General features: G+C 72.4%; 1 protein-coding gene. It reads left to right on the top strand.

The features are described 5' to 3' along the window. Positions 1 to 416: iron-containing alcohol dehydrogenase (locus AB0C16_RS40765; protein ID WP_357691572.1), on the top strand; the 416-nt coding region annotated here is incomplete at both ends.

The raw sequence follows: 416 nt of genomic DNA, 5'->3' as shown, positions 1-416 counted from the left end.
TGCCGAACGCGGAGGAGGCCAAGACCGTCGAGGTCGCCGCCTACTGCTGGAAGGCGCTCGGCCAGACCGGCTTCACCCGCACCGACGTCATCGTCGGCATCGGCGGCGGCGCGACCACGGACGTCGCCGGGTTCGTCGCGGCCAGCTGGCTGCGCGGGGTCCGCTGGATCGCGATCCCGACCACCGTGCTCGGCATGGTCGACGCGGCCGTCGGCGGCAAGACCGGCATCAACACCGCCGAGGGCAAGAACCTCGTCGGCGCGTTCCACCCGCCCGCGGGCGTCCTGTGCGACCTCGCGGCGCTGGACTCGCTGCCGGTCAACGACTACGTCTCCGGGCTCGCCGAGATCATCAAGGCCGGCTTCATCGCCGACCCGGCGATCCTGGAGCTCATCGAGGCCGACCCGCAAGCGGCC

This window comes from Nonomuraea sp. NPDC048916, from assembly GCF_040649575.1.
Taxonomy (GTDB): domain Bacteria; phylum Actinomycetota; class Actinomycetes; order Streptosporangiales; family Streptosporangiaceae; genus Nonomuraea.
This window is presented reverse-complemented; position numbering and strand designations above follow the sequence as displayed.